General features: G+C 44.4%; 1 protein-coding gene. It reads right to left on the bottom strand.

Annotated elements, in window-relative coordinates; translation table 11 throughout:
• Window positions 1–91: 91 nt before the first annotated feature.
• On the bottom strand, window positions 92–505 hold the full coding sequence (locus tag J3B89_RS21040) for a hypothetical protein (RefSeq protein WP_215399551.1): 414 nt from the start codon (window positions 503–505) through the stop codon (window positions 92–94).
• Window positions 506–549: the final 44 nt, after the last annotated feature.

The following is a 549-nucleotide window of genomic DNA, read 5'->3' as shown; positions in this document are numbered from 1 at the left end:
ATAACGCCCAAATTTAGCGCGGAAAGCCGCGCAGCGGGTTGACGTCGCAGCCAGCGCTTTTTGCTGGCGATAAAATTTGCTTGTTATGTGCTTACTTATGAACACCAAGTAGCACATTTTGAAGATCTGTATTATTCACACATACTTCACTGCCAGAATCAGTTCGCATTATGGAGACCATGTTTGTAAAAGCATCGCGTTGCTCCGTAGTTGCCATTGACGCACCTAACTCTTCAAATCGGGAGAACGCAGCTACGGCTTCTTTTGAACCGTAAAGGCAGATCCGAGATTTTGCGTCACCAGTTCGAGAGAACAACTCTTTTTGCTCATGTGTTCCAACTATAGGGCGAAATTGGGCATGCTCACAGACACATTTTAAATAGTCCATATAAGCCTTTGATCGCAAATCCCGCAGATGTCGCTGACTTTCAATATGTCGAGTGAAAAAATACTGTAGTAGTGCACCGATGACAACACCCAGAAATGACAAGAATGCAGTAAGCAATTTCTAAACTCCTTGGCTACTTCGTAGCTGGGTTGGCACATAAC

Source organism: Rheinheimera oceanensis, assembly GCF_018831085.1.
GTDB lineage: Bacteria > Pseudomonadota > Gammaproteobacteria > Enterobacterales > Alteromonadaceae > Alishewanella > Alishewanella oceanensis.
This window is presented reverse-complemented; position numbering and strand designations above follow the sequence as displayed.